The organism is Paraburkholderia sp. D1E (assembly GCF_052682275.1).
The window spans coordinates 2,578,223-2,602,108 of record NZ_JBQYMB010000001.1; the positions used below are offsets into that span (position 1 = coordinate 2,578,223).

The window sequence follows — 23,886 nt, forward strand, 5'->3', positions numbered from 1 at the left end:
GAAATCCTCTGTAGGGACATCTTCCGAAATATATCACTTGACACAATTGTATCAAGTGGAATAATTATGCCAATCGGAAATAATTGGACCCATACGATGTCAGCGACCGCAGGCTCTCCCTCCCGCCCGATACCCGCCGAAGACGCGCCTGCTTCAGGCACGAGGCGTCCCACCCGGCGAACGGTGCTGATCGCACTCGGCATTGTCGCGCTGATTGTCGGCGCGGTCTGGTTCACGCGATGGTGGACGGTGGGGCGTTTCATCGAAAGCACCGACGATGCCTATCTGCAGGCCGATAGCGTCACGGTCGCGCCCAAGATTGCCGGCTACATCACGGAGGTTTACGTCGTGGACAATCAGGTCGTGAAACCCGGCGATCCGCTTGTCCATCTCGACGCTCGCCAGTATCAGGTCGCACTCAACCAGGCGCTGGCCACGATCGATGCGCGCAGGGCCGACATCGAACGCGCGCAGGCCGATATCAAACAGCAGCAGTCCAACATTGCGCAAACGCAGGCGCAGCAGCAGGTGGCGCGCGTGAGCGCGCAGCATGCGAGCGACGAAGTGCGGCGCTACGCGCCGCTCGTTGCAACCGGTGCTGAAAGCAGTGAACGGCTGGCGGAATTGACCAGCAGTCGCGATCAGGCGAATGCCACGCTCGCCGCGAATTCGGCGGCGGTTGACGCAGCACGCTCGCAGATCGGTTCGGCCACGGCGCAGCTCGCGCAGGCACGCGCACAACTCGAAGCGGCCCAGGCAAGCGCACAACAATCGCAACTCGATCTCGATAACACCGTGGTGCGCAGCGTCCTCGGCGGCAAGGTCGGCGATCGTAGCGTGCGGGTTGGTCAGTACGTACAACCCGGCACGCGGATGCTGACAGTCGTGCCGGTCCAAAGTACCTATTTGCTGGCCAATTTCAAGGAAACGCAGGTGGGCCGGATGCGCGTCGGTCAGCCGGTGGACATGCAGGTCGACGCGTTGCCCGGTCATACGCTGCACGGCGTGATCGACAGTTTCTCTCCCGGTACGGGCTCGCAATTCGCGCTGCTGCCGCCGGAAAATGCCACCGGCAACTTCACGAAGATCGTGCAGCGGGTGCCTGTGCGGATCCAGATCGACACGGGAGTGGAGACGCGTAGCGTGCTGTTGCCGGGGCTGTCGGTGACCGTGGATGTCGACACGCGTTCCGCCCGCGATCGTGACGCGCGCATCGATACCGAGAACCATCGTGGCTGATGCGAGCACCGCGGCGCCAGCCGCACCGCATGCCGAGGAGCGTGCCAGCGTCAGCGACTGGATCGCCGTCGCCGCCGGCGCGCTCGGCGCCTTGATGGCGACGCTCGACATCTCGATCACGAACTCGGCGCTGCCGCAGATTCAGGGCGAAATCGGCGCCACCGGTACTGAAGGCACCTGGATTTCGACGGGCTACCTGATGTCGGAAATCGTGATGATTCCGCTGGCGGCATGGCTTACGCGCGTATTCGGCCTGCGCAATTTCCTGCTGACGAATTCAGTGCTTTTCATCGCGTTTTCAATGATGTGCGGCTGGTCGCACACGTTACCCATGATGATCGCCGGCCGCATCGGGCAGGGCTTCACGGGTGGCGCGCTGATTCCGACGGCGCAGACCATCATCCGTACGCGCCTGCCGCTATCGCAGTTGCCGGTCGGCATGACCATGTTCGGCCTGATTGTGTTGCTCGGACCGCTGCTTGGACCGGTCGTCGGCGGCTGGCTCGCGGAGAACATCAGCTGGAGCTGGTGCTTCTTTATGAATCTGCCGATCTGCCTTGCGCTGATGACCCTGCTGATCGTCGGCCTGCCGTCGGACCGGCCGCACTGGGAGGCGTTTTTCAAGGCGGACTGGCTCGGCATCGTTGGTCTCGCGATTGGCCTCAGTTCGCTCACCGTGGTGCTCGAGGAGGGTCAGCGCGAGCGCTGGTTCGAATCGCCGATGATCGTGACACTCACCTGCGTGACGGTCTTCGGCATGCTTCTGATTGCCGCTTCGCAACTGAGTGCAAAGAAACCGATTGTGCGCCTGAGCCTGATGCGCAATCCGAATTATGCGAGCGTGATCGTGATTGTGTCCGCGGTCGGTGCGGCACTGTATGGCGTGTCGTATCTGCTGCCACAGTTTCTTGGCGTGGTCGCGGGCTACAACGCGGAACAGTCCGGCGCGATCATGCTGCTTTCCGGGTTGCCCGCTTTCCTGATCATGCCGGTGCTGCCGCGGCTGCTTGGCAAATTCGACTTCCGCGTGCTGGTGATCACCGGGCTGGTGTTGTACGCGATCAGTTGCATGATCGACATTAACCTGACGGCGCAGAGTGTCGGGCACGATTTCATGTGGTCGCAACTGATCCGTGGCACCGCCCAGATGCTCGCGATGATGCCGCTTAATCAGGCGTCGATGGCGGCCGTGTCGCGCGAAGATTCCGGCGACGCTGCCGGTCTCTACAACATGGCGCGCAACCTCGGTGGGTCGATCGGCCTTGCGATTATCGGTACCGTGATCGACCGGCGCACGACGTTTCATACCGCGATGATCCGCGAGTCGGTCAGCGCAAATTCGCTGATCGGGCAGGAGAGCCTTGCGGCGAACGCCGCGAACTGGTTCGCTCATACCGGAGACATGGCCTATTCGCAGATGCGCGCGCTCGGGCAACTCGGCGCGCAGATTACGCAACAGGCCATCGTGATGACCTATTCGGAAACCTTCTATCTGCTCGGCATCGCGCTGCTCGCCTGCATTCCGCTTGCGCTGTTTCTGAAAACGCCGAGCAGGAATGCGCCGCCGCCTTCGTCCGCTGGACACTAATGTCTTTCCATCTCCCCATGATGTTCACCCGACCCTCGTGTTTCGCGCTGGCCGCCGCCGCGCTTCTGTTCTCCTTGTCGGGTTGCACGGTCGGCCCGGATTATCACGGCGCGCCGCCGCTTGCGCGGGACGCTCACAGCAGCGCGACCTTTGTGCGCGCGCCGGCCGCCGGAACGACTGCAACGCCGGCGCCGAGCCAATGGTGGCTCGCATTCAACGACCCGCAACTGAACGACCTCATCGCCGTCGCCTTTGCACACAGTCCCGATGTGCATATCGCCCAGGCGCGGCTGCGGGAATCGCGTTCGCAATTGCAGCAGCAACGTGCAAACGCATTGCCGAAGGTGTCGGGGGATGCTGCCGCGCTGCGTATGCGCGAGCCTGATCTGAGTTCGCTCAGTTCGGGAAGCTCGTCAGGCAGTACTGCATCGTCGGGTCGTGGCCCGCTGCAGCTCTATACCGCGGGCTTCGACGCCACGTGGGAAATCGACCTGTTTGGCGGCACGCGGCGCGCGATCGAAGCGGCCTCGGCGGATGCGGAAGCCGTCAACGCCGATCTCGCGGACACCCAGGTGTCGCTCGCGGCCGAGGTTGCGCAGACCTACATCGAACTGCGCGACCAGCAGACGCGGCTTGAACTCGCGCAGCGTCAGGCGGAGACCGAACAGAAAATGTTGACGCTCACGCAGCAGCGCCGGGAGCGGGGCACGGCGGCGGATATCGATGTCGAACGCCTGAACACGCAGGTCGAGAACACGCGCGCGACGCTGATTCCGCTCGACGCGCAACTGACCGATTCGCTCGACCGCCTCGCCGTGCTGACCGGTCGTGAGCCCGGCGCGCTGGACGAACAGCTCGCCGGCACGCGGCCGCTCCCGGCGTTGCCTGAGACAGTGGCGATCGGCGATCCGTCGGCGATGTTGCAGCAGCGCCCCGATATTCGTGCAGCGGAGCGGCGACTCGCGTCGAGCAATGCGCAGATCGGCGAACACATTGCAGACTTTTTCCCGAAGGTGACGCTGCTTGGTGATATCGGCTTCAGCGCGAGCGATCCGGGCCACCTTGTACGCAAGAGCAATTTCAGCTGGATCGGCGCGCCGTATCTGCAATGGAATGTGTTCGATTTCGGTCGCACGCTGGGTAGCGTCCATGCCGCCGAGGCATCGCGTGACGAAGCCGAGGCCCGTTATACGAAGGCCGTGCTCGGCGCGCTGCAGGACGCGAACTCGTCGCTCTCGCGTTATGGGCATCAGCACGAGCATGTCGTCACGTTGCAAAAGGTGGAAGCGTCGGCCACTCACTCGGCCACGCTGATGCGGCAGCGCTATTCCGCCGGAGTCGCTACCCTGATCGATCTGCTCGATACGCAACGCCAGGAGTTCACCGCGCAGCAGGACGTCGTCGCGGGGCGGGCTGAGTTGCTCAAGGACTTTGTGTCGCTACAGAAAAGCCTCGGCACCGGCTGGCAAGCGCAGCAAGGTTAGCGCGCGGGCGCGGCCGTTGTCGAAGCACGACCTGGCCGCGCAGTGCGTTTCAGTGTGACCGGGATGCGAGGGCGCCTGGTGCTTCCCGAAGAAAGTGCGGATTGCATCGCCGGGCTTATCCACAGAAAATGTTCATATCCTTGTGGACAAGTCCTGGCTAAACCCGCCAAGTGATTGAGCACAGAGCGATTTCCTGATTGATGCGGCGAACGCGCGCATCCAGGCAGACCGCTGTCAACGCGCCGCTCATTCCACTGGAGCGGCCAGTAGCGACACCGGCACGCCATGGCAACTCACTTTGGCCACGAGCGCAGCGCCGAGGCCGGCGCTCATTCTGGTGTGAGCATCGAACGTCGACACTTCCTTGTCGACGCGCAGAATGTTGATCGGCCAGGACGCTCGGGCGAGCCGTTCGTGCGCGAAGGCGCCGACCCACAGCGGCGTGGCTGACACGCCGTTCTCCACGGCATAGCCGCTCGGCCAGAAGCGCAGGACATCGCGTTCGTCGCGGGTGTCGCCAGGACGCATGAAGACCAGCGACGAAGGCACGCCATTGTTCAGCTTCGGCAAGACCGGCAGCGCCACTGCCGCGACGTTCGGCGAGGCAAGCGAGAGCAGGCTGTGCGCAGACAGGTCCGTGCCCTCGATCCATCCCTGGGCGCGCAGTTGCCCGCGGATCGAATCGAGGTTCGACACCCATTGCAGCGTAAGCGGTTCCTTGTGGTCGCCGCCCATATCTGAGCGATAGCATGGCAGTCGCTTCGACAGCGACGCCGTCCACTCTGCCTGCGTGACCAGCACGGGCGGCGGGCGCAGCGTGTTGTCCGATGGCGGCGCGGGTGGATTGACGCCCAGTTGGACCCCCACGCTCCCGAGCATCACCACCAGAACCACGACCGGCATGAGGCGGCGCGCAGGCGGCACTTCTGGATGCCGCAACATCGCCGTCAGCGCGACGATTGCCACCCAGATATACGCTAGAGCCGCGCCGCCGATCGCGTCGGAGACCGAGTACCGGCCGAAATAGAGTCCCGCCAGCGCGACCACAATCACGACGACCGTACTTGCGGTCGCCACCAGCAAACCTTCCAGCATGCCGACCCGGCGCGCGAGCAGGAACGCCAGGAAGCCGTAGACGATCACCGTCGCGGCGACGTGATTGCTCGGAAACACGTAGGCACCGGACATGAGCTCATTGGGCGGCGCGCGCTGCATGGCGAACTGCAGGGCGAAGATCAGCAATTGCGAAAACACGACAGCGGCGAGCCAGTAGCCGATGGTGCGCCAACGTCGCTCCAGCAGCATCCACACCACCACCGTCACGATCAGCGCCGTCAGCGTGGCGACGCTGCCGAGAGTCGCCAGTCCTGCCAGGATGGTGTCGCTCCAGGGCGTGCGGACCGATTGCAGGAAGTGATAGACGGATAGATCGACGGTGACTAGCGGATCGCCGCTGATGACGTCTTCGAGGACCCCGAAGAAGAGCGCGCCCGACACCAGCACGATCAGCGACGTCACTACGATGCTGCTGGCATCCGGCTGTTCGGGGTCCAGCAGCCGCCGCGCGAGACGGCCGAACGGCCCCGGGTGGCGGCAAGCCCAGCTTCCCAGATAGCGGCCCGCCGCGCTCGACCACGCACTGGCGTGCGAGAGCAGGAAACGCATCGCGCGAAAGCTGAGCCAGACGATCGCCACCAGCAGCGCGATGATGACAACGAGGCGGAACGACACTGCACCGGCCAGCAGCACCGAGGCGCCGAATACCACGCCCGGCAGGATATGCGCGGGTGCCCATAGCAGCGCCGACAGTACGTTCATTGCGTAAAAGCGCAGCGGCGTCATACCCAGCATGCCCGCTACCACCGGCACGATCGCCCGTAATGGTCCGATGAAGCGGGCGAACACGACGCTCTTGGCACCGTGTTTCTGAAAGAAGCGCTGGCCGGCGTCGAGTATCTGCGGGTGTGTGCGGAACGGCCAGAGTTGGACGATCCTGGCCTTGTAGCGACGGCCGATCCAGAAGCTCATGCCGTCGCCGGCGATGGCGCCCGCGATCGCCCACAGGAACACCCAGCCGAGGCTCAGTGAGCCGGTGCCGGCCAGCGCGCCGGCGAGGAACATCGCAGTGCTGCCTGGGATGAAGGTGCCGACGACGGCGATGGCCTCCAGGAAGGCCGCAAGAAAGATGACCGTGAGCGTCCACGCCGAATGGCCGGCAAGCAGATGCAAAAGGTGGATGTAGGCGTGCTCCATCGTGCGCGATCAGCCGTTCTGGCGTAACGGTTGATCATAACGCGCACGGCGTTGCACGACATTTTTGCAAACCGGCATCGGGCGAGATGCCGGCGTTGACTATCACGAAGCCGTCAACGAATCGCCGGATACGTGAACCCGCTCGCCGATCTGAACGTCCGGCTGAGCCTGGTAGCTGAAGTTGCGGTAGCTGCCGTCCTGCATGCGCACCTGGACCTGATAGGTGGTCTGTTTGCGCACCGCGTGCTCGATGCCGTTACCGGCAAGCCCCCCGCCGACAACGCCCGCAATGGTGGTGAAAATCTTGCCACGTCCACCGCCGATCTGATTGCCGACCAGACCGCCCGCGACCGCTCCGCCGAGCGCGCCGAGTCCGGTGGTTTGCTCAGGCGCCTGGACCGTGTTGATGGCGACGACTTCACCCGCATAAGGATCGGCGACCGGCCTTGCCGGCGCGGATTCATACGGTGCCTGGTATCCCTGATTGTTTGCGTACCTCGGCGATTCCGCTGCGGGCGTGCTGTGCGTGTGATGTACGCGCGGCTGTGCCGGGGCTGCTTGCTGAACGGTTCGCTGAACCGGGTTCGTTTGGGGCACGGCGACCGGTGCGCTCGCAAGTTGCGCTGCGGCCGTCGTGGCAGGGAGTGCGGGCTCCATAATGGCGTGCGAAGTCGGCAGAAGACCTGTCATTGCCGCGATGCCGGTGGCGCTCGCAAGAATGACGGCCACTGCCGCGCCGGCGACCAAGGGGTGGATGCGGTTGCGCTGCGAATTGCTGGAAGTGATGTTCGTGTTCATCGCGGACTCCGCTGGTAGGTGCCTGCAATAACGCCGCAGCAGCGCGGGCGGTGTACGTGGGAAGCGCGCTGCTTTGTAAGCATTTGTACAACTTGCCGATCGGGATTGGTCCGCTCAGATTCCGTCGGTAAATTCGTAGATCAATCCCTGATTGTCTTTGATGAACAAACGCGGCTGGCAACCAGTCTTACTGTTTGACCGGGTTCCTCTATGAGCGTCGTTCGCTCGACATCGTTACGATGGTGTGAGTGCTTCGGTCGGGCAATTCGACGGCATGACGGAGTGGACTATGGAAATCGTGACTAAGGTGATTTTTACTTCGGCGCTGATGATGGGTCTGACGGGTATGGCTTATGCCCAGTCGGCAAACCTTGGCGCCAACGGTACGAACGGCTTGCAGGCAGGCGGGGCCAATGGTGCGGGAGCAGGGCTGGGCACGGGGGCGGCAAGCCCGAGCCCAATGCCGGGCGCGGGCACGGTGGGCGGCTCACCCACAGTCGGCGGAGGAGGCATTGGATCGGGACCCGTGCTTAACAACATGCGAGCAAATGGCACCAGCCTGAATATGAATCCGAATCCGCGAGCGCCGAACCTGACGGGAAAAGCGCCCGGGCAGCAGTAGTCACTCAGCCCGGACCCGTTGCAGAACGATGCGCTTCGCGGACGCGAGATGTTCCACCGTCATCGATCGCGCGAGGCGGGCATTGCCCGTCTCGCATGCTTCGAGAATCTTGAGATGCTCGTCCTGGAAGGCTGGTGTGTCGGCGAGCAATGTGCTTTGCAGACGTTCGTAGCGCTCGACCTGGGCGCGCAGCTCGCGGATCGTTTTCAGTTGCCGGCCATTCGCGCAGGGGCGGTATAGCAGCTCATGAAACTCGCGATTCAGTTCGCCCTGTCTTTGCGCTGTATCGGCGTCTCCCAGCAACCGGTGAACCAGTTCGGCGCGCGATAACGTTTCACTGTCCATGCGTTTGACCGCGTGGAAGATGGCGTCACCTTCGAGCAACATACGCAGGGCGTAAATTTCATCCAGGTCGGACTCCGTGAGCGTTCGCACGACGGCGCCGCGATTGCGCATGAGTTCGATCAGTCCTTCGCCTTCGAGCTTCTGTATGGCCTCTCTCATCGGCACCCGGCTCACCCCGAATCGATCGGCGAGTTCGCGCTCGACCAGCCGTGCGCCGTCTTCCAGTTCGCCGGCCGCGATCAGTTCGCGTAGTGAGACGGCGATTGCGTCGGCCGTCGAATCCAGTTTGTGGTCCATATGCGTTGAGCCCTTGTCATTTGGAATAATGGTATACCAAAATCAGCGTGCGGATATAGAATCCATGTGTTGCGAATTCAATTCCGGGCAATAGCAAAGGAGATGGGCATGGCGCACGGCGAGCACAAATACGCGGTATCGGTGCAGTGGACAGGAAACCGTGGCAGCGGCACTTCGGGATACCGTGAATACGGTCGGGACCACGTCATCGCTGCGGGAAGCAAGCCCGACATTCCCGGATCATCGGACGCGGCGTTTCTCGGCGACGCAAGCCGGTGGAATCCGGAAGATCTGCTGGTCGCCTCGGCCTCCGCCTGCCACAAGCTCTGGTATCTGCATCTTTGCTCGGACGTGGGCATCGTTGTTCTAAGCTATCGCGACAACGCCGAAGGCACGATGCTCGATAGTCCGGAGCAGGGGCGTTTTTCGCAGATCGTTCTACGCCCGCACGTCGTCATTCGGGCAGGCGGCGACCTCGAACTGGCCGGGCGTTTGCATCACGTGGCGCATGAGAAGTGCTATATCGCGAACTCGGTCAACTTTCCGATTCTGTGCGAGCCGGTTATCGAGGCGGATGGGGCGTGACGGATGCGTGGCCGTGACCAGCACCTGCATCCGGTAGCGAAATCGCAACGCACCTGATAAAGCAGGGTGGGGTGTAGTACGGAGGCGGCCGCTTGCCCGCCGCTTACCGAAACAACCGGGAGCGGGCGGGATCGATTTAATGCAGCAAAGTCATCTGCACGACCTTGACGATCACGAGGGCGACAGCCACGATCAGATAACCGCGCAGCACACCCATCCAGATGCGTTTGGACACGGTCAGTTGCGGCGCCGGCAGTTCTTCCAGCGGCGGCATGCGCCACGTATTGCGTGCTTCTTTCGAAAACGGTTGCTCGTTATCGGAGACCCCGGAAACCCCGGCATCCGCCGTAACGGGTCGCAGTCTGCGGACCGTTACGGTTGCAGCGTAACCGACTACAGCCAGCAACGTGCCGCCGGCCAGTACTTCAATGATGGCTTCGCCGGTAATGTCCGGATACATCACCGATGCAGTCAGGACGATGGATAGCATGACGAGCACCCAGACAACTGCGCCTGTAAAGAAGTTGAGTTTCTTTGAGTTCACCCACGGACCGAGAACCGCCCGGTCGTTGCACAACAGCAGCAGAAACACCGTTGCGCTCGGAAGCAGCACGCCTGCGAGCGTCTGCACGGCTTCAGTCAGTAGTCCGAGCGGGCTGCCGGGAATCAACACCAGCGCCGCTGCGGCCGCGATAATACCGAAGTAGACGAGGTAAAAGCCCTTCGCGTCCGTCACGCCGCGATGCAGCGAGTGGCGAATCTTGAATACGTCGCCAATAGCATAGGCGGTGGACAACGAGACGGCGGCCGCGCCGATGATGCAGGCGTCGAGCAGCGCGACGGCGAAGAGAACCGCGGGTGTGCGTCCGGCATACTTTTCGAGGCCGGCGATCACGCCGCCCGCATCCGTGAAATTGCCGAACTCAGGCTTGCCTGCGTACAGTGCGGCGCAGAACGAGATCATGGCCACCGCGCCGATCATCACGAAGACGATGCCGATCCACAAGTCGGCTTTCTCATACTTCATGAAGCGCGGCGTGATGCGTTTATCCACGATATAGCTTTGCTGGAAAAACAACTGCCACGGCGCCACCGTGGTGCCGACAATGCCGATCACGAGCAGCATCACGTCGCTCAGTTTCGAGTTGGAAGGCCAGTTCGGAATGAAGAAATCGTGCGTCATCTGGGCAACCGGCGGATGAATCGACACCAGTACGGGCACCAGTAACAGGCTCAACAGACAGAGCACAACCGCGAAGCGCTCGAAACGCCGGAAGTTGCCTGTACTGACCGCGGCCATCGTCACTGCCGCAGCAATGCAAACGCCGGTCACCTTCGAAATGCCAAAGAAATCCAGCACGAACGTGATGCCGATGAATTCGGTCACGATAGTGAGCGCGTTCAATATGAACAGGTCGACGACGCTGAATGCCCCCCAGAATTTGCCGAAGCGCTCGAAGATCAGCCGTGCATGACCGACGCCGGTGACGGCGCCGAGGCGCAGCACCATTTCCTGATTGACGAAGAGAACGGGCACGAGCAGCAGCATGGTCCACAGCAGGGTGGTTCCGTAATTCTGTCCCGCCTGGGTGTAGGTGCCGAAAGCGCCGGCATCGTTATCGCCGACCATTACGATGAGGCCAGGCCCGAGGATCGCGAGCAGTGTGCGGATACGGGCCCACCAGTTATTGCGAGGTGCGGTGTCGTGATGCGCGATAGTGCCGAGTGCGCCTTTGATGTCGCCGAGATGGGCTTCGTCGAGAACGGCGCTGCGTGGTGGTGAGACGTTAATTGGAGTGGACATTTCTAACCGCCTGAGTGGGTGTGATTTGATTGCAGTGGCGCGCTTTCGGGATCCGCAGCGCGAGCGTCGTCGAACGGGGTCGGGCGACAGCCGCGCATGCGGATCGCGAAGGCGTGCGGGTACTGGCTGTGGGTCGTTAAGCCGAGTGCGAGAGGAGCGCTTTGACGCGATGCCAGGACGCGGCAAACCAGTGCGGCTTGATGCTGTGAAGCGCGAGTGCAGCGTCGCTGTGGATATGCGTTTGCTGCAGGGTCGGTACGAGGATGGCGATGTACATGGTATTTCTCCGGGCGTATAGCTTTACGCGAGTTGCGGAAAGCCAGCAGACACGGAGCGCGGCCGGCACTATGCGCGCGGCGGCGAACGTCTACTCGCTTTCCTCAGGCAAAACAAAGATTGCCTGGCAATTGAGCGGCATAAGGGATAACTGTCACTGTCTGGCATGGCGGCTCCTTATCGGTGTTGTTTATCGGCGTTGCTTGTCGGCATTACTTTTTGGCGTTAAGCACGCACGTGTTGATCCACGCGCCCGGCCATGCCGGCGTTCGAACGGATCGAACCGGCGTGAGTGAGCGCTGACTCGAGCGGATGCTCGCGACGCGATGCCATACGGACGTGTGGACGCGCAGACGCAGGACGTGCGTAAGCGCGGCGCGGCCGAATGGCGCTAGTTAAGGTGCACGGAGAGAGTTACTACGGCGCGCACCGTCTGCCTGCTGGCAAGACGGCGGCTGAGAAAAGAGAGCGCGGGCGTCGGGCCGGTCAGGCAGTGAAACTGTTCGAAGATCGACTACTGCTGGTGTCCAAGGCAATGGCCCCGTTTGTGATGACGGGCGAATTTTAGGCACTGCCACAAGCAGAAGTCAACATGCTTCGTTAAGCGAATCAAATATTCTTTTTTTACGTGTGGGGGAGCGCGCTTTGTCATCGCTAGACGAGCCTGAGTCTTTCAGAAATGACAGGAAGGACAGGTGGATGACGGGCGCAGATGCAGCAATGAATACGACAACGGGATATCGCTCGAAGGCCGCGCCGGCAAATTCGGAGTGCGATCTCTTTTGTGTGTTTTTTACTTGCGATTTTATAAGCGTGCCGAATACAATCCGCCCGTCTCAGCAAAAAGGAGTCCCTCGTGGACACATGCTCCAGTAGTGGAAGTCCGATGCCGGTCTACGCCGGCGCAGTATCCGCGAGTTAGCAACAGGATCGCTCCTTAGCCGCTAACTCGCTCCGTTCGAGTTAGCGCGCCTCTTCAGTGACCGGTTCCTGCCGGTCATCCAGTCGCACGCTCCCTCTGTTTGATCGTTATCGCGTTGTTTGCGAGACCCGGTCACGTCTTCGTACATCGCCCGGCCTGGCCGGGCTCGATGGGAGTGAGCTTATGTTCGTCAAATCCTTGTCATATCGTTCCCTGCCGCGCCGCATGCGCAGCGCTCAACCTTGTCTCGTGGAGAAAAACCCTGCGAAAACCGGATGGTGGATGTCACGCGGTCCCCTCGGTCTTACGTTCCTGCTGTCGTTTGGCGTGGCGCCTTCTGTGCTGGCACAGGCGCCGGCAGTGGGTCAGGCACCTGTCTTGGATCAGACACCTGCTGCAGTTCAGGCTCCAATTGCAGGGCAGACGCCTGCTGCTGAGCAGACCCCCGCCGCGCCCACCGGCCTCTGGGATCGCTCGAATCTGTTCGGCGAAATGGGCGGTCTGCGTCCATGGCTCGGTAACTACGGGGTGAGCTTCAACCTGCAGGAAACCAGCGAGTATCTGAACAATCTGTCGGGCGGTACTAAACGGGGCGGTGCTTACGATGGACTGACCCAGTTCGGTATCGTCGTCGATACGGAAAAAGCGCTGGGATTGCCAGGCGGCACGTTCAATGTGTCGGCGTTGCAGATCCACGGCAGCAATCTGAGTCAACGGAATCTGCTGACCCTGCAAAGTGCGAGCGGCATCGAGGCCGACGACACGACTCGGCTGTGGGAGCTCTGGTATCAGCAATCCCTGATCGGCGGAAAAGTGGACGTGAAGGTCGGGCAACAGAGTCTCGACCAGGAATTCATGGTGAGCCAGTTCGCGACACCATTCGTCAACGCGACCTTTGGCTGGCCTGTATTGCCGTCGGTCGACATGCCGGCGGGCGGTCCTGCTTATCCGCTGTCGTCACTGGGTGTGCGATTGCGCGTCAAGCCTGCGGATGCCTGGACCGTGATGGCTGGTGTATTCAACAGCAATCCTGCGGGCAGCGATACGGGCGACCCACAACAACAGAACCGCCACGGCACGAATTTCAATTTGCGCGGCGGCGCGTTGTTCATCGGCGAGGTGCAGTACGCAATCAACCAGCCTGCGGCGAATTCCTCGGGTACGCAGGCCACCGGACTGCCTGGCACCTACAAACTGGGCTTCTGGTACAACACGCAAAACTTTGCGGACCCGCGTTTCGATAGTGCCGGTTTATCGCTGGCGAATCCGGCGAGTAGCGGCGTGCCGGCGAATCACCGGGGCGACTATAGCTTCTACGCGGCTGCTGACCAGACGGTCTGGCAACGAGGCGGGGATAGCCCGCAGTCGGTGGGCGTTTTCGCGAGAGTCATGGGCGCGCCGGGCGATCGCAATCTGGTGGACCTGGGCGTGAACGCTGGCGTGACGCTCAAAGCGCCGTTCAAAGGACGCGACAACGACGTTGCCGGATTGGCGATCGGCTACGCGAAGATCGGCTCGCATGCCCAAGGGCTCGCGAGCGATACCGCCTCGCTGACGACGCCGGGCTATCCGTCGCGCAGCGCCGAGACCGTCGTCGAAGCGACCTACCAGTATCAGGTCGCATCGTGGTGGCAACTGCAGGCGGACTTCCAATATGTGTTCCGTCCCGCCGGCGGTATTCCTGATCCGAACAATCCGTCACAGCGGGTCGGAAATGAAGCGATCGTCGGGTTGCGGACCAGCATCATTTTTTGAGCGGATGGGGGGGTGTTTCGACGCGCTTCTGGACGCAGTAACGCGTTGAGGCATTCGGAATCGGGCAGGGGATGGGCGATCCGGCGTTGTGGAAATTTCAGTTCCAGGACGTTAATACGCAACTAACGGTCAAGTCCCGCTAGCGCCTCCAAATAACGCGACGACCGTTTCGATGGAAACTAAAACGATCGCCGCTCGCGTACTACGCAGCAGCTATCCAGTGAAGAGCCCGGCTATGTCACTCAACGATTGCCGTCAAGCAGATCACCGAGTAATTCGTCGAATGCGGCTTGCGCGTCTTCGAGTTCCTGCAACGCAGCGTCGAAGGTTTGCAGCGCGAACTGCGAAGGCTGGCCGCTGCCGGCCGGCGGGAATTGCGATTGCAGCGACGCAAAGGCCGCCTTTACCCGCGTGGTTGCGGTCAATACGCGCTCCATCGCGGCTGTCTCTTCGGCTCGCGCCTTTTCGTGATCCATGAAAACTCCGTGCTCGTCTGGTCGGCTCGCGCCGTATCAAATGGGTGACTATGCCACGTCCGCATTCAGGACAGCGGCAGCCCGCCGTTAGCCTTGACTTCCCGCAGCGACAACGCCGACTCCACCGATGTCACGCCCGGCAGGCTGCGCATCTCGTCGCGCATAAAAGTGCCGTAGTCGTCGAGATCGCGCGCGACCACTTGCAGGATGTAGTCGGCGCTGCCCGAGACGTTGTGGCACGCCAGAATTCGCGGAATTGCCTGCACTTCGCGCTCGAAACGGGTGGCCATCGCGCGGTCGTGCACGGCAAAACGCACGTAGACGAACGCGACAACCCCAAGGCCGAGGGCGGAGCGCGAAAGCATTGCGCGGTACCGGTCGATATAGCCGTCGTTCTCAAGGCGCTTGAGGCGGCGTGCGCAAGGCGTCTCGCTCAAACCGACCATTTCGGCCAGCCGTGCATTCGACATGCGGCCGTCGTTCTGCAGTGCGGCGAGGATGGCGCGGTCTGTTTTATCGAGGTCGGTTGTCATGGTTTTGGGGCGCTTACTGTGTGCTAGCGGAAAACATGGCTTGAGAGCAGAATTTTAGCGTATTCCTTCAAAGGCAACGCGCCTGCTCCTGTATTTCGCCAGCAAACGCTCCGCTGACGATAGCAAGATAGAGCCCTTAAAAACAAGAGGCTTCTATGATTTCCGCACACCTTCTGGTCGTTTATATCGCTGCGTTGTTTGTGGTTTATGCCGTGCCCGGGCCCGACATGGCGCTGGTTCTGCAGACCAGTATCGGACGCGGCGTGCGCAGTGGCTTTGCGGCGGCCGGCGGTTTGGGGATGGCGCGTGCAACGCACGTCACGCTGTCGGCATGCGGGGTGGCGGCGCTGTTGCGCAGTGCGCCCTGGCTATACGACGTGATGCGTTACGGCGGCGCGGTGTATCTCGCGTGGGTCGGTATCCAGATATTCCGCTCACCCGTGTTCGCGTTGCCTGAAGGCGGCACGGTAAGCGCCGAGTCACGGCCGTTGCATGCCGCTTTCGTCAAAGGCTTGCTGACCAATCTGTTGAACCCGAAAGCGCTGCTGTTCTGCTCGGTGCTATTGCCGCAGTTCGTGCGTCCGGAGGCCGGACCGGTTGCGTTGCAGATGATCGAGTTGGGTCTGGTGCTGCTCGCTATCGGCGCGTGTTTCGACGCAATGTACGCGATCGGTGCGGCGCGCATCGCCGGCTGGATGCGGGCTCATCCGCTCGCGCAGACGCTGCAGCGTTGGACTTTCTCAGCGGCGCTGATCGGCTTTGCGCTGCGGCTTTCGCTGGATTGATTGCTCATGACAGATAGCGAATAGGGATCGGGCGCAACGACTGTTGCATGTGCCGTGCCCGCATGCAAAGTGATTGTGTTAATAAAGCCGATAGACAGTCGCGCGCGGTGTCGCGACAACACAATCATTCGCTTCTATCTGTCGATGAAAACTTTTCTGCTTTATGCCGTGACTGCCATTGCCGAAATTGTCGGGTGCTATTTGCCTTGGCGCTGGCTGAAGGAGGGCGGCTCCATCTGGCTGCTGGTGCCCGGCGCGCTCAGTCTCGCGTTGTTCGCCTGGCTGTTGACGCTGCACGGCGCCGCCGCAGGCCGCGTGTATGCGGCTTACGGCGGTGTCTACGTGGCGGTGGCGATTGCGTGGCTATGGTGCGTCGACAAAGTGCGGCCCACGCTGTGGGATGCGGCCGGCGTGGCATTCACACTGGCCGGCATGGCGATCATCGCGTTCCAGCCACGTGTTTGATGCCGTTCACGGACCGCTCACACGCTGCTCATGGACTTGTTCATGCACGTACGGTCCTTGCATGGTTCACACATGGCCGATGTGCGACCCACGCGCTGCTTATACCTCGCTGCAACCGCGCTCACGCATTAGCATGCGCGCCTTCTTACTTGATGCCGCCCAGATAGTCGAGCTTGCCAAGTTCGACGCCGTTGTGACGCAGAATGTCGTACGCCGTCGTAACGTGAAAATAGAAGTTGGGCAGCACGAATCCGAGCAGATATGACAGCCCGGTGAACTCGATCGGGCCGCTGCGCATTTTCAGCGTGATTGGACGCTCTTCCGATCCGTCGATCTGCTGCGCGTTGAATTCCTTCAAATAATCAATCGTCTTTTGGAGGCGGGCATCGAGTTCTTCGAAGGTCTGTTCGACGTCCTCGAACTTCGGCGCTTCGACGCCAGCGAGGCGCGCGGCGCAGCCCTTGGCCGTGTCGCTCACGATATAAACCTGGCGTATCAAAGGCAGCATGTCCGGCGCGAGCCGGGCGTTCGTGAACACGGTCGGGTCGATCTGCTTCTCGGCAGCGTGCGCTTCGGCTTTGCCGAGGATGACTTGCAGATTGGTCATGCCGCGCACCAGCACGGGCAATGATGCTTGATACATCGAAATTGACATGGGGTTCCTCTGATTCTTTGATCGTGCGCGCGGGTGGCGCGCGAGGCGCTGCAACGGCTGGATTGCCGCTTCAGCATCATAGCGCGGGTGCTGCACGATGCGCATTGATCCAACCCGGCGTTAGCCATTCGGACAACTGCCGCGCACACCGGAACTGTGTTCGAATGCATAGGTCGGATGGTTTGGCGAAGTCCTTGAAACAGCAATTCGCCGCCGGTGCCGAGGCGGTGAGTTCGTGCAGGCGCGTGCCGTGCTTGGGGTGTACCTTGCGCTCCGCGCCGTCACGCTAACAGGAGAATCGACACCATGGTCAATAGACAACCGCTGCCGGGAAGCGAGCGAACGGTAGAGCAAGGTTCGAAAGTTGTTGGGCAATGCGATCCGTCGGAACGGATCGAGGTTTTCGTGATACTGCGCCGTCAGCGGCAGGCGCAGTTCGACGCACTGATGAGCAAGATCGAAGCCGGCGACCCGAGCGTCAAACCACTTTCGCGCGTGGCATTTGCAAAAGATTATGGGGCCGCGCCGGAAGACATCGCCAAGGTCAAAGCCTTTGCCAGCGCACACGGCTTGACGGTGGTGCAGGAGGATCCGGCGGCGCGCTCGGTGTCGCTGAGCGGCACGATCGCGCAGTTCCAGGCCGCGTTCGGTGTCAAGCTGGAACATTATCAACATCACACGGCGGGCCAGTTCCGCGGCCGCACTGGCACGATCAGCGTACCGGACGATCTGCACGGCATCGTGGAAGCCGTGCTCGGGCTCGATAACCGGCCTCAGGCGCGACCGCACTTTCGCATCCGGCCGCCGTTCCAGGCGGCTAAAGGACACCAGGTTTCGTTTACGCCACCGCAGCTCGCGTCGCTGTACCAGTTTCCGCAGGGCGACGGTAGCGGCGAGTGCGTTGGCATCATCGAACTCGGCGGCGGGTACAACGCGTCCGACCTGAAGAGTTACTTTGCGAGCCTCGGCGTCGCGTCGCCGAAGGTGAAAGCGGTGGGCGTCGATCAGGGCAGCAATCAGCCGAGCGGCGACCCGAATGGGCCCGATGGAGAAGTCACGCTCGACATCGAAATCGTCGGTGCGATTGCGCCTGGCGCGACCATCGCGGTCTATTTCACTCAGAACAGCGATGCCGGTTTCATCGACGCGGTGAGCCGCGCGGTGCACGACACAAGCAATAAACCCTCGGTGATCTCGATCAGTTGGGGCGGACCGGAGTCGAACTGGACCAGCCAGTCACTGCAAGCTTTCAACAGCGTGCTGCAAACGGCGGCGGCTTTGGGTGTGACTGTCTGCGCGGCGTCGGGCGATAGCGGTTCGAGCGACGGCTCCGGTGGCGACCAGGTCGACTTTCCGGCGTCGAGCCCTTATGTGCTCGCATGCGGCGGCACGAACCTGGCCGCGTCGGGCACAGCGATCTCGCATGAGGTGGTGTGGAACGACGGCGCGCAGGGCGGCGCGAGCGGCGGTGGCGTGAGCCGGACCTTTCCAGTGCCGGTTTGGCAGCAAGGCCTGTCCGCCACTTCGTCGAGCGGCGCCAGGACGGCGCTCAGCGGGCGCGGTGTGCCGGACGTAGCCGGCGACGCGTCGCCTGTCACAGGCTATAGCGTCTTGATCGACGGCACGCAGACGGTGGTCGGCGGCACCAGCGCAGTCGCACCGCTGTGGGCGGCGCTGATTGCGCGGATCAACGCCGCGAAAGGGCAGCCGGCCGGTTTTATCAACCCGAAGTTGTACAAGGCGCCGGGCGTGTTTAACGACATCACCCAAGGCAACAACGGCAGCTTCGCCGCGTCGCCGGGTTGGGATGCGTGCACGGGACTCGGCAGCCCCAATGGTCAGAAGGTGGCGGCGGCACTATAGTCTGATGAGTTGCGGATCGGTTCGGATGGGCGCCTGGCTGAGTGTCAGATCCGGCGATCGCCAGCCGTCCGCGCTTGTTCCCAGGGTGCGCTGCTTTCAGGCCGCTGGCGGTACGGTGCATGGCTTCAAGAGACGCAGGCAATGCAGGACATACAAGAGACGGCTAGACACAGAAAGACAGATCAAGATATATCAAGACGTTAACGAACCCATGGAGCGATCATGACGAACCCCGAGTCAGCTTCCGTTAGTCCGCAGTCGTCACACAACACCCATGCTTCGCCCGCAACTGCTGCCAGCAGCGTGTCGCACAAAGCAGGAGATCAACCGTTCTTCGATCCAGTTGCTTATGGCAACGGGCCGGACGATTCCGTCACCGATACTACTGAAACCGCCGCGGTGACGCACCATTCGACTACGATCGGCGGGCAGAAGATCAACTACACGGCGACGGTGGGTCATCTCGTGATCGTCGACCCGAGCAGTTCGCAGCCTGAAGCCAAGATGTTCTACATCGCGTTTACGCAGGACAGCCAGAAGGAAGAAACCCGCCCGGTGACGTTCTTCTACAACGGCGGCCCGGGGTCGTCTTCGGTGTTCGTGCTGCTGGGCTCGTTCGCGCCGCGCCGCATCAAGACGTCGATGCCGGGCTTTACGCCGCCCGCGCCATACTCGATGGAAGACAACCCGGACAGTCTGCTCGACAAGAGCGACCTCGTCTTCATTAATCCGGTCGGCACGGGCTACTCGGCGGCCATTGCACCAAAGACGAACCGCGCCTTCTGGGGCGTCGACCAGGACGCCGACTCGATCAAGCAGTTCATCAAGCGTTTTTTGACGAAGAACGATCGCTGGAATTCGCCGAAGTACCTGTACGGCGAATCTTATGGTACGGCGCGCAGTTGCGTGCTGGCGTACCGGCTGCATGAAGACGGCGTCGATCTGAACGGCATCACGCTGCAATCGTCCATTCTCGATTACACGCAATCCGGCAACCCGGTCGGCGCGTTGCCCACAACCGCCGCGGACGCGTGGTATCACAAGAAACTCGGCATTGCGCCGCGGCCAACCGACCTTGGCACGTTTGCCGAAGAAGTGGCGCAATTCGCACGCACCGACTATCTGGCGGCGCTGCGCAAGTTTCCGACTACGGATTCCGCAACGGTCGAAAAGCTGAGCGAGTACACCGGTGTCGACAAAACCACCCTGCTCGCCTGGAGCCTCGATATCGCGTCGTACGACAGCCGCGGTAATTCGCTGTTCCTGACCACGTTGCTGAAATCGCAGGGGCTTGCGCTTGGCGAGTACGACGGCCGCGTGACGGCGATCAACACCGGTATCGCCGGCAAGATCGACCCGAATTCCGGCGGCAACGATCCCACCATGACGGCGGTGACCGGCGTCTACACGACGATGTGGAACGTGTACCTGAACGAGCAGTTGAAATACACGTCGAATTCGGCGTTCACGGACCTCAACGATCAGGCATTCCAGTATTGGGACTTTAGCCACATCGACCCGACCGGCGCACAGAAGGGGCTCGATGCCAAAGGCAACGTCATTCTGTATACCGCAGGCGACCTTGCCGCCGTGATGGCACTCAATCCTGACTTGAAGGTGCTGTCCGCGAACGGTTTCTTCGATTACGTCACGCCGTTCTATCAGACCGTGCTCGATTTGCAGCAAATGCCGCTTGTCAGCCAGCAGGTCCGGCAGAATCTGTCGGCGCGTTTTTATCCGTCAGGCCATATGGTCTATCTCGACGGCGGCTCGCGTACCGCGCTCAAGGCGGATCTCGCCAAGATGTATGAGTCGACGGTGTCCAATACTCCGGCGCTCGGCCGTATCCGTGCCTTGCAGGCCCGGATGGCGAAGCCTGGCTGACGTAGCGTGCTGTCGGCGTCGTATGTGGGCGGCGCGCAGGCAGCGGCATTTGCATTTATCTTGTGGTTCGACGCGGTCTTGCAACGTGGCTTCATGCACGGCAAGACCGCGCCGGCATTCACCCGCGAGCGCATCTGGACGCATCTGTACCAGCCTGCGCAAGTGCACCTTTTTCACGCATGCATTTTGAATGTGTTTTAATTAGCCTGCGAATTGAACTATTGCGCGCCGCTGCCGGCGCGCCGACGAATGAACGCAGGCATTGCAGACAGGCGTCGCATCATCCATAACAGCGACGCAACCAGCAGTACCGATCAGACGATTCCGCCGACGCTCGCGCGCCGGTGCGGCGGCACGCGTCCGGCCCGCGCGATGCGCGTGGTGTTCCTGCTCGGCTTCGCCGCGATACTCGCATTGCGTGTTGGTGAAGCCTGGGCTCAGGATTCCGCGATGCTCGACGGGCGCGTCACGCAAGAGTCGGTCGGCGAAACGATTTGCCGGCCCGGCTATGCGGACACGGTCGCACCGCCGTTCGACGAACTGATGGCCCACAAGGACCGCATGCTTGCCGCGCGCGGCATCGATGCCGGCAACGGTCCCACGTTCGCGCTGGACAGGCGCGTGCCCATTGTGCTCGGCGGCTCGCCGAATGCACCCTCCAATCTCGATCTTCTGCCATGGGCAGGCCAGCAGGGCGAGCGTCGTAAGGCGCGCGCTGCGGTCATGCTCAAACGCTGCGTTTGCGAAGGGAAACTGAGCCTTGCGGAGGCGCAAGCCGCGATTGTCGGCAACTGGTCGGTGGTCTATTCGGGCTTTAGCCAGACGTCTTGCGACGTAAGTCGTCTCGATGTCGCGACCGGCGACAGCAACGGGCGAGGCGACGGTCGTGACAGCGGGCCATGAGGCCGTCTGTTTTCGCCTGCGTCGCCCTCGATGTTCAATCGCGTGTATCCAGCCGCATCGCTCGCAGTGCGCTGTCCCAACTTATTCTCGGAGAATCACCATGACTCATTCACGCCTTGCCGCACTGGCGCTCACTTTCGGCTGTTTATTCGGCAGCGCTGCGGTGCTTGCCGCCGAACCCGTGCGCTGCGGGGGCGCCGACTCGCTGCAGATTCGCGGCGATGTTCCCGCGGCAATCAGTTTCGACGTGTACCGGCAGCTGCGACCCTTGAGCGCGCAGCGCGTCGCGCTGTTCCAGGCGGCCGGCGAGGTGAAACGGCTGCCCGACGGTCTGGCGGTATGCCAGGTCGCCGACGACGGTGTCGATGATCCCTCCGCCGTGCTGGTTCACGTGCCGCAGGGCAAGAATGCGTGGTGGGTGAGCGCGGCCAACGTGCAAGCGGCGGACTGATCCCGACGATCAGCCCGCCCTTTGCTCACGTCCCCCGCAGGATGCCGTCGGCGATGCGTATCGCGGCCCGGTTTTTGCGTCTAGCGTCCGCGTCTGGCGCGTGTGCCGGGTCTGCACCACTGAATGAACATGTGTTTTGCTGTTTTTACCGCTGCTTATTCAGGTACAGTGCATTAACGGAAGTTTTAAAGTCCGTCTTTTACGACATTGTGTCGCATCGCTTTTGTTGTCGATTGTGGCTATCCTGAAAACAGGACGAAATTCGAAGGGGAGATTTAAATGATTGCCTTCTATCTGTCATTGGCTGCTTTGGGTGCGGCCGGCGCTGCATTGATCCGCCAGCTCGCGGCTGCCGAGGCGAAACAGCGTGCCGCGTTGCGCCCAGTGCGCGTGCATGTTACGGATCGCAACGCGCGCCGAGGGTAGGCGGCATGAACCTGATCGTGCGCAATATCGCGGAATCGTGCAGCGAGCAGGAAGTGCGGGAATTTCTCGAACGTGAGCTTGGGCATTATGCAAAAAGCGTCGAGGTGATCGATGCCGGGAAACCCAGTGCCTATGCCACCGTCGAGTTGGACGCAGATGTGCCGTATGTCGGCGACGTAATCGCGCGGCAGATTCACGGCAAGCATTTAGGCGGTTTGGCGCTCGAGGCGAGCGCCGATCTGTTCAGCGACGACGAGTCGCCGCCTGCTCATTGAGCCTCTCGCAGTGGCGTCTGCCGAATGCGCCGAGTGGGTAAGGAGTCGCGCGCGCTGCGTCTGACGCGTTCCTGACGCGCATCCTCCCCGCATGTTCTCGTTGTTACATTCCTTCTTTCATTCCCCGCTTTCTTTTACCGGCCAATCGAACGGCGTGTACGGCAACGCCCGCTTGTGCCGCGTGACATCGTAAAAGCGCAAGACCGTCTCGCGCGCGGCGTCGCTCACAGGTTTGCCTTCCAGAAAGTCGTCGATATCGTCGTAAGGGATGCCGTAAGCGTCTTCGTCGGGCCGTTGTGGACGCAACATTTCGAGGTCGGCGGTCGGCACTTTGTGCGCCAGCGCTTCGGGCGCGCCCAAGGCTTTGGACAGTGCCCGCACACGACGCTTGTTCAGGCCCGTAAGCGGCAGCACATCGGCGCCGCCATCGCCGAACTTCGTGAAAAATCCCATCACCGATTCGGCCGCGTGGTCCGTGCCGATCACCACGCCGGCCCGCGCGCCGGCTACCGCGTATTGCGCGATCATTCGCTGCCGCGCCTTGATATTGCCGTGGATGAAATCCTGCTGTGAGTCGTCGTTAAATGGCATACCGCTGTTATCCAGCGCGGCGAGCATCGCATCGGCGGCGGGTTTGATGTCAATGGCGAGATTTTCGTCCGCGCGAATGAAACTCAGGGCCTGCTGCGCGTCAGCTTCATCTTTTTGCGTGCCGTAGGGCAAACGGATCGCGACAAAGCGCGCGTCGTAATGTTCGGCGCGCAGGCGTTCGACCGCGAGTTGCGCAAGCCGCCCGGCGGTCGTTGAATCGACTCCGCCGCTGATGCCGAGCACATAGGTTTTCAGGCCGTTACTGCGCAGATAGTTCGCCAGAAAAGCGACCCGGCGCTCGATTTCCTGTGCGGTGTCGAACTCGGCGGTGACGTGCATTTCCGCTGCGATGCTTGCCTGGCGGGCGGTTGGGTCCTGTTGCGTCATATTCCTCTCTTCTCCGTGTGCGGTGGTGCGAGTGTCGACCATGAACGCTCGCGCGGATTGCACGAGCGGTGGCCCCATGAACGGGCCGATTCTTCATCGACAGATATCAATGTGCTTAGTAACATCCTCGTTCCGAGCGCCGCATGAGCCGGCGAGCAGTCGATAATAATCAGGTTTGCTCAAATGCGCGATGAACTACCCCAATCGGCCTGGCCAGCCTGCAC

General features: G+C 61.7%; 24 protein-coding genes. 15 read left to right on the top strand and 9 right to left on the bottom strand.

All coding sequences use genetic code 11. From position 1 onward, the window contains the following. Window positions 1-96 precede the first annotated feature (96 nt). From ACUN0E_RS11680 to ACUN0E_RS11690, 3 genes are read left to right on the top strand one after another with little or no spacing between them, the layout of a single operon-like run. Window positions 97-1,239, top strand: a complete 1,143-nt coding sequence (locus ACUN0E_RS11680) for an HlyD family secretion protein (RefSeq protein WP_445566669.1) — start codon at window positions 97-99, stop codon at window positions 1,237-1,239. Further along, window positions 1,232-2,827: an MDR family MFS transporter gene (locus tag ACUN0E_RS11685; RefSeq protein ID WP_445566670.1), complete on the top strand. Its 1,596-nt coding sequence runs from the start codon at window positions 1,232-1,234 to the stop codon at window positions 2,825-2,827. The genes ACUN0E_RS11680 and ACUN0E_RS11685 overlap by 8 nt, the downstream gene beginning before the upstream one ends. Window positions 2,828-2,844: 17 nt before the next feature. Then, window positions 2,845-4,311 carry an efflux transporter outer membrane subunit gene (locus ACUN0E_RS11690; protein ID WP_445570422.1) on the top strand — a complete coding sequence of 489 codons (1,467 nt, stop codon included), beginning with the start codon at window positions 2,845-2,847 and terminating at the stop codon, window positions 4,309-4,311. A 246-nt stretch (window positions 4,312-4,557) separates the two neighbouring features. On the opposite strand, the gene ACUN0E_RS11695 is transcribed toward ACUN0E_RS11690, so the two are convergent. Both ACUN0E_RS11695 and ACUN0E_RS11700 read right to left on the bottom strand, forming a co-directional pair. Beyond that, window positions 4,558-6,564: a VTT domain-containing protein gene (locus ACUN0E_RS11695; protein ID WP_445566671.1), complete on the bottom strand. Its 2,007-nt coding sequence runs from the start codon at window positions 6,562-6,564 to the stop codon at window positions 4,558-4,560. Window positions 6,565-6,666: 102 nt separating this feature from the next. Further along, window positions 6,667-7,362 carry a glycine zipper 2TM domain-containing protein gene (locus ACUN0E_RS11700; protein ID WP_445566672.1) on the bottom strand — a complete coding sequence of 232 codons (696 nt, stop codon included), beginning with the start codon at window positions 7,360-7,362 and terminating at the stop codon, window positions 6,667-6,669. A gap of 289 nt (window positions 7,363-7,651) precedes the next feature. Here ACUN0E_RS11700 and ACUN0E_RS11705 point away from each other — a divergent pair, with 289 nt between their 5' ends. Next, window positions 7,652-7,984 (top strand): hypothetical protein, encoded by a 333-nt coding sequence (locus ACUN0E_RS11705; RefSeq protein WP_445566673.1) that lies wholly within the window; start codon window positions 7,652-7,654, stop codon window positions 7,982-7,984. Here ACUN0E_RS11705 and ACUN0E_RS11710 read toward each other — a convergent pair whose 3' ends face one another. After that, a complete protein-coding gene (locus ACUN0E_RS11710; protein ID WP_445566674.1) occupies window positions 7,985-8,626 on the bottom strand; it encodes a GntR family transcriptional regulator in 642 nt (213 codons plus the stop codon). It lies immediately after the preceding gene. Window positions 8,627-8,734: 108 nt separating this feature from the next. Here ACUN0E_RS11710 and ACUN0E_RS11715 point away from each other — a divergent pair, with 108 nt between their 5' ends. Next, window positions 8,735-9,211 carry an OsmC family protein gene (locus tag ACUN0E_RS11715; RefSeq protein WP_445566675.1) on the top strand — a complete coding sequence of 159 codons (477 nt, stop codon included), beginning with the start codon at window positions 8,735-8,737 and terminating at the stop codon, window positions 9,209-9,211. A gap of 136 nt (window positions 9,212-9,347) precedes the next feature. Here ACUN0E_RS11715 and ACUN0E_RS11720 read toward each other — a convergent pair whose 3' ends face one another. Both ACUN0E_RS11720 and ACUN0E_RS11725 read right to left on the bottom strand, forming a co-directional pair. Further along, the gene (locus ACUN0E_RS11720) at window positions 9,348-11,015 is read right to left on the bottom strand and encodes an NRAMP family divalent metal transporter (RefSeq protein WP_445566676.1); all 1,668 of its coding nucleotides are present in this window, start codon (window positions 11,013-11,015) and stop codon (window positions 9,348-9,350) included. Between the two features lie 136 nt (window positions 11,016-11,151). Beyond that, window positions 11,152-11,292 (bottom strand): hypothetical protein, encoded by a 141-nt coding sequence (locus ACUN0E_RS11725; protein ID WP_408508159.1) that lies wholly within the window; start codon window positions 11,290-11,292, stop codon window positions 11,152-11,154. Window positions 11,293-12,495: 1,203 nt separating this feature from the next. Between ACUN0E_RS11725 and ACUN0E_RS11730 the strand changes: the two genes are divergently transcribed. After that, entirely contained in the window at window positions 12,496-13,968 is a 1,473-nt protein-coding gene (locus tag ACUN0E_RS11730; RefSeq protein WP_445566677.1) for a carbohydrate porin, read from the top strand. Window positions 13,969-14,210: 242 nt separating this feature from the next. On the opposite strand, the gene ACUN0E_RS11735 is transcribed toward ACUN0E_RS11730, so the two are convergent. After that, window positions 14,211-14,444, bottom strand: a complete 234-nt coding sequence (locus ACUN0E_RS11735) for a hypothetical protein (protein WP_097396989.1) — start codon at window positions 14,442-14,444, stop codon at window positions 14,211-14,213. A gap of 65 nt (window positions 14,445-14,509) precedes the next feature. Then, the gene (locus tag ACUN0E_RS11740) at window positions 14,510-14,977 is read right to left on the bottom strand and encodes an Lrp/AsnC family transcriptional regulator (protein WP_325043770.1); all 468 of its coding nucleotides are present in this window, start codon (window positions 14,975-14,977) and stop codon (window positions 14,510-14,512) included. 155 nt (window positions 14,978-15,132) lie between these two features. Between ACUN0E_RS11740 and ACUN0E_RS11745 the strand changes: the two genes are divergently transcribed. Next, the gene (locus ACUN0E_RS11745; RefSeq protein WP_445566678.1) at window positions 15,133-15,762 is read left to right on the top strand and encodes a LysE family translocator; all 630 of its coding nucleotides are present in this window, start codon (window positions 15,133-15,135) and stop codon (window positions 15,760-15,762) included. Window positions 15,763-15,906: 144 nt separating this feature from the next. After that, on the top strand, window positions 15,907-16,227 hold the full coding sequence (locus ACUN0E_RS11750; RefSeq protein WP_408235561.1) for a YnfA family protein: 321 nt from the start codon (window positions 15,907-15,909) through the stop codon (window positions 16,225-16,227). 145 nt (window positions 16,228-16,372) lie between these two features. Here ACUN0E_RS11750 and ACUN0E_RS11755 read toward each other — a convergent pair whose 3' ends face one another. Next, window positions 16,373-16,882: a DUF1993 domain-containing protein gene (locus ACUN0E_RS11755; RefSeq protein ID WP_408235558.1), complete on the bottom strand. Its 510-nt coding sequence runs from the start codon at window positions 16,880-16,882 to the stop codon at window positions 16,373-16,375. Window positions 16,883-17,188: 306 nt separating this feature from the next. Between ACUN0E_RS11755 and ACUN0E_RS11760 the strand changes: the two genes are divergently transcribed. The 7 genes from ACUN0E_RS11760 to ACUN0E_RS11790 all read left to right on the top strand — a co-directional run bounded on the left by ACUN0E_RS11760 (window position 17,189) and on the right by ACUN0E_RS11790 (window position 22,684). Beyond that, complete coding sequence (locus tag ACUN0E_RS11760) at window positions 17,189-18,745, top strand: S53 family peptidase (protein WP_445566679.1); 1,557 nt, start codon at window positions 17,189-17,191, stop codon at window positions 18,743-18,745. A gap of 222 nt (window positions 18,746-18,967) precedes the next feature. Then, on the top strand, window positions 18,968-20,629 hold the full coding sequence (locus tag ACUN0E_RS11765) for a S10 family peptidase (RefSeq protein ID WP_445566680.1): 1,662 nt from the start codon (window positions 18,968-18,970) through the stop codon (window positions 20,627-20,629). A gap of 24 nt (window positions 20,630-20,653) precedes the next feature. Next, window positions 20,654-20,830, top strand: a complete 177-nt coding sequence (locus ACUN0E_RS11770; RefSeq protein ID WP_445566681.1) for a hypothetical protein — start codon at window positions 20,654-20,656, stop codon at window positions 20,828-20,830. Window positions 20,831-20,878: 48 nt separating this feature from the next. Beyond that, window positions 20,879-21,532, top strand: a complete 654-nt coding sequence (locus tag ACUN0E_RS11775) for a hypothetical protein (RefSeq protein ID WP_445566682.1) — start codon at window positions 20,879-20,881, stop codon at window positions 21,530-21,532. Window positions 21,533-21,632: 100 nt separating this feature from the next. Next, entirely contained in the window at window positions 21,633-21,983 is a 351-nt protein-coding gene (locus tag ACUN0E_RS11780) for a hypothetical protein (protein WP_445566683.1), read from the top strand. Window positions 21,984-22,262: 279 nt separating this feature from the next. Continuing rightward, window positions 22,263-22,409, top strand: coding sequence for a hypothetical protein (locus tag ACUN0E_RS11785; protein WP_408235541.1), 147 nt, complete (start codon window positions 22,263-22,265; stop codon window positions 22,407-22,409). 5 nt (window positions 22,410-22,414) lie between these two features. Then, window positions 22,415-22,684 carry an RNA-binding protein gene (locus tag ACUN0E_RS11790; protein WP_325043072.1) on the top strand — a complete coding sequence of 90 codons (270 nt, stop codon included), beginning with the start codon at window positions 22,415-22,417 and terminating at the stop codon, window positions 22,682-22,684. Window positions 22,685-22,801: 117 nt separating this feature from the next. On the opposite strand, the gene nadE is transcribed toward ACUN0E_RS11790, so the two are convergent. Next, window positions 22,802-23,662 (bottom strand): ammonia-dependent NAD(+) synthetase, encoded by an 861-nt coding sequence (gene nadE / locus ACUN0E_RS11795; protein ID WP_445566684.1) that lies wholly within the window; start codon window positions 23,660-23,662, stop codon window positions 22,802-22,804. Window positions 23,663-23,886 lie beyond the last annotated feature (224 nt).

Bases quoted from the DNA above. Each gene is read 5' to 3' on its own strand.
- ACUN0E_RS11680 (WP_445566669.1), top strand. From the start codon at position 97: ATGTCAGCGACCGCAGGCTCTCCCTCCCGCCCGATACCCGCCGAAGAC.
- ACUN0E_RS11690 (WP_445570422.1), top strand. From the start codon at position 2,845: ATGATGTTCACCCGACCCTCGTGTTTCGCGCTGGCCGCCGCCGCGCTT.
- ACUN0E_RS11695 (WP_445566671.1), bottom strand. From the start codon at position 6,564: ATGGAGCACGCCTACATCCACCTTTTGCATCTGCTTGCCGGCCATTCG.
- ACUN0E_RS11700 (WP_445566672.1), bottom strand. From the start codon at position 7,362: ATGAACACGAACATCACTTCCAGCAATTCGCAGCGCAACCGCATCCAC.
- ACUN0E_RS11705 (WP_445566673.1), top strand. From the start codon at position 7,652: ATGGAAATCGTGACTAAGGTGATTTTTACTTCGGCGCTGATGATGGGT.
- ACUN0E_RS11710 (WP_445566674.1), bottom strand. From the start codon at position 8,626: ATGGACCACAAACTGGATTCGACGGCCGACGCAATCGCCGTCTCACTA.
- ACUN0E_RS11715 (WP_445566675.1), top strand. From the start codon at position 8,735: ATGGCGCACGGCGAGCACAAATACGCGGTATCGGTGCAGTGGACAGGA.
- ACUN0E_RS11720 (WP_445566676.1), bottom strand. From the start codon at position 11,015: ATGTCCACTCCAATTAACGTCTCACCACCACGCAGCGCCGTTCTCGAC.
- ACUN0E_RS11725 (WP_408508159.1), bottom strand. From the start codon at position 11,292: ATGTACATCGCCATCCTCGTACCGACCCTGCAGCAAACGCATATCCAC.
- ACUN0E_RS11730 (WP_445566677.1), top strand. From the start codon at position 12,496: ATGTCACGCGGTCCCCTCGGTCTTACGTTCCTGCTGTCGTTTGGCGTG.
- ACUN0E_RS11735 (WP_097396989.1), bottom strand. From the start codon at position 14,444: ATGGATCACGAAAAGGCGCGAGCCGAAGAGACAGCCGCGATGGAGCGC.
- ACUN0E_RS11740 (WP_325043770.1), bottom strand. From the start codon at position 14,977: ATGACAACCGACCTCGATAAAACAGACCGCGCCATCCTCGCCGCACTG.
- ACUN0E_RS11745 (WP_445566678.1), top strand. From the start codon at position 15,133: ATGATTTCCGCACACCTTCTGGTCGTTTATATCGCTGCGTTGTTTGTG.
- ACUN0E_RS11750 (WP_408235561.1), top strand. From the start codon at position 15,907: ATGAAAACTTTTCTGCTTTATGCCGTGACTGCCATTGCCGAAATTGTC.
- ACUN0E_RS11755 (WP_408235558.1), bottom strand. From the start codon at position 16,882: ATGTCAATTTCGATGTATCAAGCATCATTGCCCGTGCTGGTGCGCGGC.
- ACUN0E_RS11760 (WP_445566679.1), top strand. From the start codon at position 17,189: ATGGTCAATAGACAACCGCTGCCGGGAAGCGAGCGAACGGTAGAGCAA.
- ACUN0E_RS11765 (WP_445566680.1), top strand. From the start codon at position 18,968: ATGACGAACCCCGAGTCAGCTTCCGTTAGTCCGCAGTCGTCACACAAC.
- ACUN0E_RS11775 (WP_445566682.1), top strand. From the start codon at position 20,879: ATGAACGCAGGCATTGCAGACAGGCGTCGCATCATCCATAACAGCGAC.
- ACUN0E_RS11780 (WP_445566683.1), top strand. From the start codon at position 21,633: ATGACTCATTCACGCCTTGCCGCACTGGCGCTCACTTTCGGCTGTTTA.
- ACUN0E_RS11785 (WP_408235541.1), top strand. From the start codon at position 22,263: ATGATTGCCTTCTATCTGTCATTGGCTGCTTTGGGTGCGGCCGGCGCT.
- ACUN0E_RS11790 (WP_325043072.1), top strand. From the start codon at position 22,415: ATGAACCTGATCGTGCGCAATATCGCGGAATCGTGCAGCGAGCAGGAA.
- nadE (WP_445566684.1), bottom strand. From the start codon at position 23,662: ATGACGCAACAGGACCCAACCGCCCGCCAGGCAAGCATCGCAGCGGAA.